We start from the raw sequence: 7,630 nt of genomic DNA on the forward strand, positions 1-7,630 counted from the left end.
AATGGCCGGGGGCGGCATCGTCGGGATCGTCATGGTCGCGAGCGCGCCCGCGCCCGCGCTGGCGGCTGAGCGTGTGCCGGTCGACCTGCCCGCCGGGACCGTGGGCACACAGGTCATGGCGCTGGGCCGTGCGTTGCGGGCGAATATCACCGTGCCGGATGCCGGGCTGTGGCGCCGCCCCGTGCCAGCCCTGCGTGGGCGGTTGTCAGTGGAACAGGCGCTGGCGGCCATTGCGCGAGGCAGCGGCGCGCGGGTTGAGGCGCTGGGCCCCGGTGCCTGGCGGTTGACGCCGCGGCTGCGAACGCCTGCTCGCCATGTGGTGCGCCGCTCCCCCAAGCCATTGCCGCCCGAAGTCTCCAGTGACGATGTCGTCGTCACCGCCAGCAAGCGGGATACGACCCGCGACCATTTCGCCGGACAGGTGGTGCAGGTGGCGGGGGCCGACCTGGAACTGGGCGGGGCGGGCGGCACGTCGAAACTGGCCGACCGGATGACCGCCATAGCGTCCACCTATCTGGGCGCGGGGCGCAACAAGCTGTTCATCCGGGGCATTGCCGATTCCAGCTTCACTGGGCCGACCCAGGCGACGGTCGGGCAATATTTCGGCGACCTGCGGCTCAGCTACAACGCGCCCGACCCCGATCTGCGCCTGGCCGATCTGGCGGCGGTCGAGGTGCTGGAGGGACCGCAGGGCACGCTGTACGGCGCTGGTTCGCTGGGCGGATTGATCCGGCTGGTGCCCAATGCCCCCGATGCGACGCGCGCCGGGGGATCGGTGATGCTCGGCGGATCGGCGACGACCGACGGTGCGCCGGGTGTGGATGCGCAAGCGGTGCTCAACGTGCCGATTATCGACGACCGGCTGGCGATCCGCTTGGTTGCGGACAGCGCCAGCGAGGGCGGTTATATCGACAAGCCGCTTCTGGGCCGCACCGATGTCAACCGGACCCGGATCGCGGGCGGCCGGGCGGCGCTGAAGGCCGATCTGGGTGGCGGTTGGACCGCCGAGGCGATCGGCATCGGCCAGCGCATTCGCGGTGCGGACAGCCAATATGCCGATCGCGATGGCCCGCCGCTGACCCGCTCGTCCCCCGTCACCGAAGGCTTTTCGGCCGATTTCGGCCAAGCCCAGCTGGTCGTCTCAGGGCGGTTGGGACAGGTCCGCTTCCGCTCCAGCAGCGGCATCACCGCGCATGATCTGATGGAGCGTTACGACGCCACCCCGCCCGGCGGCCCGGTCCAGCTGTTCGCCCAGGCCAACGCCACGCGGATGCAGGCTAACGAAACGCGCGCCTGGCATTCCGCGCCGGACGGATCGGGCTGGCTGGCGGGGTTCAGCTATGTCCACAACCGTACCCGCCTGACGCGCCTGTTCGGTGAGCCGGGGCAGCTGGTGCCCCGCACCGGTGTCGTCAACACGGTGGAGGAAGCGACACTCTACGGCGAGGCGAGCCTGCGCCTGCTTCCCGGCCTGCTGACCACCGGTGGGCTTCGCGTGACCCGTTCGGTGCTGGATGGGGCGGGGGAGGATTTGCCCGCCGCCTTGTCCTTCCAGGCGCTGGCGCGCCTCCGCGAAGTGACGGCCCGCCGCGCGCAGACGATCCTGTTGCCCTCCGCATCCGCGCTGATCGACCTGACGCCGGGGGCGCAGCTGTTCCTGCGCTATCAGCAGGGATTTCGGCCCGGCGGGCTGACGATCGAAGGGCCGCTGGTGCGCCGTTTCCGCAACGACCGCGTGTCGACGATCGAGGCGGGGCTGCGCACCGGGCAGCCGGGTCGCGACCGGTTCGACGGATCGCTGACGCTCGCGCACACGTCATGGCGCGATATCCAAGCCGACTTTATCGACGCGACGGGCCTGCCCAGCACCGCCAATATCGGCGATGGCCAGCTTTGGACGATCGAGGCGCTGGCGGGCTTTCGGATCGCGCCGGGACTGCGGGTAGAGGGGGCTGCGTCTTATAACGACAGCCGGATCGACGAGCCATTGAGCGCGCAGGTCTTTGCGTTGATGGACGGGCAGACGGCGGACCGCGCCGCGATCCTGGCCCGATTGAGCCAGATCCCCAATATCGCCCGCTTCACCGGTCGGACGGGCCTGGTCTATCGGCGGGTGCTGGCAGGCGGGCGTGACCTGCGCGTCGATGGCTGGATGCGTTATGTCGGCGCATCACGGCTGGGCGTCGGGCCGGTCCTGGGCGAGCGGCAGGGCGAGTATTGGGACAGCGGGCTGACCGCGCGACTGGGGCTCGGCGCGTTCGGCCTGACGGCGGGCATCACCAACCTGGCCAATGTGCGCGGCAACCGGTTCGCGCTGGGCACGCCCTTTGCCACCGGTCGAGATCAGGTGACGCCGCTTCGCCCGCGCACGCTTCGCATCGGTCTCGACGCGGCGTTCTGATCAGGATTTGGTGAACAGAGACAGCGGCACCGCCTCCGCCATCGCCTGATATCCCGCCATGCTGGGGTGGAGATGGTCGCCGGAGTCATAGGCGGGCATCAGGTGGTCGGGCCTGGCCGGATCGCGCACCACGCGGTCGAAATCGACCACCCCGTCGAAAATGTCCGCCGTACGTATGAAGCGATTGATCGCCTGGCGATCCGCCTCGGTTTCGGGGCCGGGATGGTAATAGTCGTTGCCCTGAAACGGCGTGATCGTCCCGATGATCAGGCGGATGCCATGCGCATGGGCCCGCTCGACCAGCTGGCGATAGGCAGCAATGATCTGGCGCACCATCGCCTGATGCGTGGCCGCGTCGACGGGGTGCTCGCGGGTCAGCACGCCCAGATCGTTCACGCCCTCCAGCAGGATCACATGGCTGACGCCGGGTCGGGAGATCACGTCGCGGTCGAACCGCGCCATAAGATTGGGACCCAGCCCGTCGAGCAACACACGGTTGCCCCCGATCCCCGTATTGACGACCGAAAAGCTGCGCGTGGCGGGGGAGGCGGCGAGCCGCCGGGCCAGATCGTCCGGCCAGCGCCGATTGCTGTTATCGGCGATGCCATAGCCATCGGTGATCGAGTCGCCGATCGTTACGATGGTACGGCGCTGCACCGCGTCCTGCACCTCGACGTCGGACAGGCTCCACCAGCCGCCAATGGCCGGCGCCTCGGGCAGGGTGGTGCGCGCGGTGGCGTCGCCCGCGATCAGGAAGGTCGTGCCCCGCGCCGCGGAATGGCCGGTCGGCGTGGTGACGGTGTCGGCGAAATAGAAACTGACCGCGACATCGCTCCCCGTTTGGACAGGTAGCGCGATCGGATCGGAGTAAAGCTCGGCTCCGGGCGGCAGGATGACATCCGCCCGTCCGTCGAAGCGGACCGGCAGCGGCACCGCGACGTCGGGCCGGCCGGGTGTGGCGAGACCGATGCTCGCCGCGCCGATGTGCAACGGCGTGGTGCCGGTCAGGTTCGACAGGCGCAGGCGAAGAACCTGGCCCGTCGCGGTCAAGTGGACGAACTGGCGGATGGTCGCGGGCCCGGCCTTGGCAAGCTTGTCGGCAGGCGCCCCCTCCACCCGCATCTGCGCCGAGCCCCAGGCGGGCGTCCAGCGCACCTCCCGCGCCAACGCCGGGGCGGCGACCAGAAGCGGCAGAGCGAGCAACCCGGTCAACGGGTGCGGAAAGCGGCGTGCCTTCATCTCCATCCTCTCAATTCGATCGATCGGCGCTTGCGGCCATGGCTTATGGTAGCGATAACGTGGCTCAAAGCAAACGAGAAGGCTCCTGGCCAGATTGTCAGAGAGTCAGGAGAGAGACGATGCGCCATTTGCTCCTGTCCGCCGCATGGCTGGCCTTGTTGCCGGGTGTGGCCTGGGCCGCGCCGGACTGTGCGGGGCCGGTTGTGGCGTGCGAGCAGGCAGCCCCCGGCGCACTGAGCCTGTTGGCGCCGGGGCGCTCCACCGGGGTGCTGGTCGATCTGCAGGACGAACTGGGCGTCCGCCGCGCCGCGACCGATCTGGTCGCCGATCTGAAGGCGGTGGGCGGCGGCGATGTCCGCCTGACCGATAAGCCGGGCGGCGGCGTGGCGATCATCGCCGGAACGCTCGGCCATAGCGCGGTGATCGACGCGCTGGTGAAGGCGGGCAAGGTCGACGTGCGGGGCCTGGCCGGTCAGTGGGAAGGCTATGTCGAACAGGTGGTCGACAGCCCCCTGCCGGGCGTCACCCGTGCCTTGGTAATCGTGGGGGCGGATCGGCGTGGCACCATCTTCGGCCTCTATGACATCAGCGCCAAGGCAGGGGTCAGCCCCTGGACCTGGTGGGCGGACGTTCCGGCGCGGCGTCATCCGACGCTTTATCTGACGGCGGGCCGGGTCGCGGACCATCCGGTGGTCCAGTATCGCGGCATCTTCATCAACGACGAGGAACCCGGGTTCGGCGGCTGGGCGCGCGCCAAGTTCGGCGGGGTCAATCACCTGGCCTATGAGAAGGTCTTCACGCTGCTGCTTCGCTCCAAGGCCAATTTCCTGTGGCCCGCCATGTGGGGCAAGTCGCTCTGGGAGGACGATCCCGCCTCCGCCCCGCTGGCGCAGGAGATGGGTGTCCTGCTCGGCACCTCGCACCATGAGCCGATGCAGCGGGCCCAGGCCGACTGGAAGCGCGAGGGAAGCGGCCCTTGGGATTACAGCAAGAACGGCCCGGCACTTCGCGCCTTCTGGCGCAAGGGGATCGAGCGGCGGGGCAAGGCGGAAGACCCTGTGACCATCGGAATGCGCGGCGACGGTGACGAGCCGATGACCGAAGGCACCGCGATCGACCTGCTCCAGGGGATCGTGCGCGACCAGCGACAGATCATCGCCGACGTGACTCACCGCCCTGCGTCGGAGACGCCGCAAGTCTGGGCGCTCTACAAGGAAGTGCAGGATTATTATGATCAAGGGATGCGCGTCCCCGACGACGTGACCCTGCTCTTCGCCGACGACAATTGGGGCAATATCCGCCGCCTGCCGCCCGTGGCGGCACGCCGCGCCGGGGGTGCGGGCGTCTATTATCACTTCGATTATGTCGGCGGTCCGCGCAACTATAAGTGGCTGGACACCAACGCGATCCCGCGCGTGTGGCAGCAGATGCGGATGGCATCGGACTATGGCGCGGATCGGTTGTGGATCGTCAATGTCGGCGACCTGAAGCCGATGGAATCTCCGACCAGCTTTTTCCTCGACATGGCGTGGAATCCGGCGCGCATGGATCTGGCAGCGATGCAGGCTTATCCGACCCGCTGGGCGACGCAGCAGTTCGGCGCGGCGCACGGGGCTGAGATCGGTGCCCTCCTGACCCGCTATGGCCAGCTCGCCAGCCGTCGCAAGCCCGAGCTGATCGATGCCACGACATATGGCCTGGCAAATGGCGAATGGGCGCGTGTGTTGGGCGAATGGAACGTGCTCGACACCGCCGCGCGCAAGGTCGGGGCCGCGCTCCCAGCGGCGTGGCACGATGCCTATTACGAGCTGGTCCTCCATCGGATCGAGGCGATGACGAACCTCCATCGCCTGTATCAGGCGGTCGCCGCCAACCGCGCGGCGGCACAGGCCGGGGATGCGAAGGCGGCGGCGCGTTTCGCCGAGGCAGCGCGCGGCTATTTCGCGCAGGATGCCGTCATTCGGCGGCGCTATGAGGTCGATACGGCGGGCGGCAAGTGGACCAGCATGATGGCCCAGACCCATATCGGCTATACCGGCTGGCAACAGCCCGATAGCGATGTGATGCCTGCGCTGGCGACGGTGGAAAAGCCGCTGCCGCTTCCTCCGATTGCCGCCATGCCACACTTGCGGATCGCCGCCGATGCGGGACGCGCGATCAATGGGCGGGGTGTCCGGTGGCAGCGTGTGGCAGGCTTCACGGCGGACGGCGCGGCGATGGTCGCGACTCCTACCACTGCCCCGGTGATCGAGCGACCGGGTGGAGACAGTCCGCATATCGTTTATGAAGTGAACTGGGATCGCACTGGTCCGGTCACGCTGGGCGTCGTCACCGCCCCTGGGCTGGACGTGCGGGGTGGCGGCAAGCACCGTATCGCGCTGTCGGTCGATGACGGCGCGCCCATCATGCTAAACCTGATGGCGGGGGAAAGCGAGGCAAGCTGGGGTCGCGCTGTGATCGAGAACCGCCGCGTCGCCGCGACCGTGCTGCCGTCACTGGCGGCGGGCAGGCATCGGCTTACCCTGTGGCTGGTCGATCCCGAAGTGGTGGTAGAGGGCGTCACACTCGACCCCACCGGTTAGGCGTTACCCTCCGCGCAGCATCCGCATGGCGTGGGCGCGGAGCATTTTGGCGTTCTCCGGTCCGTCGCCCAGCACGCCATGCCGCGCCTCCGGCAGATGGGCCAGGGGATGGCTATCGGGCCGGAATACATAATGGTCGAACCAGGCGCGCCACGCCGCGCGTTCCTCTGGCGGCCGACCCGCGATCGCGCTCATCGCCAGCAGCATCGTGGGAAAGGGCTGGTCCGGCGCGACGGGAAAGGCGTCCCACCAGTAATTGACCAGCAGGTTGAACGCGCCGCGCGCCTCGACCCGGTGCCACCAGAGCTTGGGCATGTAGAGCGCATCGCCGGGTTCCAGGTCGATGGTGATCGCCCGGTCTCGCGCCCGGTCGAACCGGGGATAGCGCGGATCGCCCGGCTCGGCCTCGGCGGCGAGCGCTACGGGCTGTCCCGCCATGCTGTGGTCGATCGGCCCGACATAGAGGTCGCCGATCGCATCGGGAGGATAGAGGGTGAAGCGCCGCCGCCCCGCCACCGCGCAGGCGAGATTGTCCATCATGTCGTAATGACACGCGACGGTCGACGTGTGGCCGATCCAGATGCGCGGGGCCACAGCTGGCGCCATGAAGTTCAGGCCATTGGCTTCGCCCAGGCCCGGCAGCACGACGGGCATCGGCAGTGACCCGACATAGAGCGTATCGCCATCGCCCTCTGCTTGCGTGATGCGCCGGATCGCTTCGCCCAGCGGCATGGACTCGCGACGGAAATTGAAGCCCGCCAGATCATCGGTGTAGGTGTAGCGGCCCCTGATCCCGGCCGCGCCGACAAAGGCCTCGACCTGTCGCCCGACATCGAAGCCCGCGAGATAGTCGGCCAGCGATGCGCCGCCTTCCGCCGCAGCCCGCGCCAGCGGCCAGTGCGACACCGCGCCGCGCAGGACGACCGGGCGGCACGGTTCGACGACCAGCCGGTGGAAGGCGTCCGGGTCGGCCAGCGGCGACGGATCGACCGCGTTCGCCGACTCCGTCATTCGGCCAGCCCGCTCAGCCGGTCATTGCGCCGCCCGGCCAGTTGCGGGATGTGCCGCACCGATCCCGCCACGGCATAGATGAGTTGCAGATCGCCGTTGCGAAACAGTGCCAAGGCCGCCTGGTCCGACAGCGCGTGCAGCGCATCCAGACTGATCGTGTAGAGCGAGTCGAGCCTCAGGCTCTCGCCATTGTCGAACTGAAAGCTCAGGTCGATCGGCTCGACCAGCTTGTGCTCCAGCAGCCGGGCGATGAAGGCCTCGGTCTCGGGCAGGCCGCTATGGAGCGTGCGCAGTGCCGCCTGGACCCGGCGCAGGGCGGGAGCGGGGCTGCCGTCCGCCTCGAACAGGGGGGCGCCGTCTGCTTGGGTCAAAGCGGGGTGGGCGCTGGCTCTTAGAA

The 7,630-nt window shown here is 68.6% G+C and carries 5 protein-coding genes; 2 read left to right on the top strand and 3 right to left on the bottom strand.

Going from position 1 to position 7,630, the window contains the following annotated elements:
- Position 1: 1 nt before the first annotated feature.
- On the top strand, positions 2–2,401 hold the full coding sequence (locus SB4_RS01800; RefSeq protein WP_058751174.1) for a TonB-dependent receptor: 2,400 nt from the start codon (positions 2–4) through the stop codon (positions 2,399–2,401).
- Here the strand turns inward: SB4_RS01800 and SB4_RS01805 are convergent, their stop codons facing one another.
- Positions 2,402–3,640, bottom strand: coding sequence for an SGNH/GDSL hydrolase family protein (locus SB4_RS01805; protein WP_058751181.1), 1,239 nt, complete (start codon positions 3,638–3,640; stop codon positions 2,402–2,404).
- 119 nt (positions 3,641–3,759) lie between these two features.
- On the opposite strand from SB4_RS01805, the gene SB4_RS01810 reads away from it, so the two are divergent.
- Positions 3,760–6,222: a glycosyl hydrolase 115 family protein gene (locus SB4_RS01810; protein WP_058751175.1), complete on the top strand. Its 2,463-nt coding sequence runs from the start codon at positions 3,760–3,762 to the stop codon at positions 6,220–6,222.
- A gap of 3 nt (positions 6,223–6,225) precedes the next feature.
- Here the strand turns inward: SB4_RS01810 and SB4_RS01815 are convergent, their stop codons facing one another.
- Both SB4_RS01815 and SB4_RS01820 read right to left on the bottom strand, forming a co-directional pair.
- Positions 6,226–7,233: a cupin-like domain-containing protein gene (locus SB4_RS01815; RefSeq protein WP_058751176.1), complete on the bottom strand. Its 1,008-nt coding sequence runs from the start codon at positions 7,231–7,233 to the stop codon at positions 6,226–6,228.
- A partial coding sequence (locus tag SB4_RS01820) for a SapC family protein (protein ID WP_193753713.1) occupies positions 7,230–7,630 on the bottom strand: 401 nt, incomplete at its 5' end. The genes SB4_RS01820 and SB4_RS01815, both read right to left, overlap by 4 nt.

The organism is Sphingomonas sanguinis, from assembly GCF_001476905.1.
In the GTDB taxonomy this organism is placed as follows: domain Bacteria; phylum Pseudomonadota; class Alphaproteobacteria; order Sphingomonadales; family Sphingomonadaceae; genus Sphingomonas; species Sphingomonas sanguinis_B.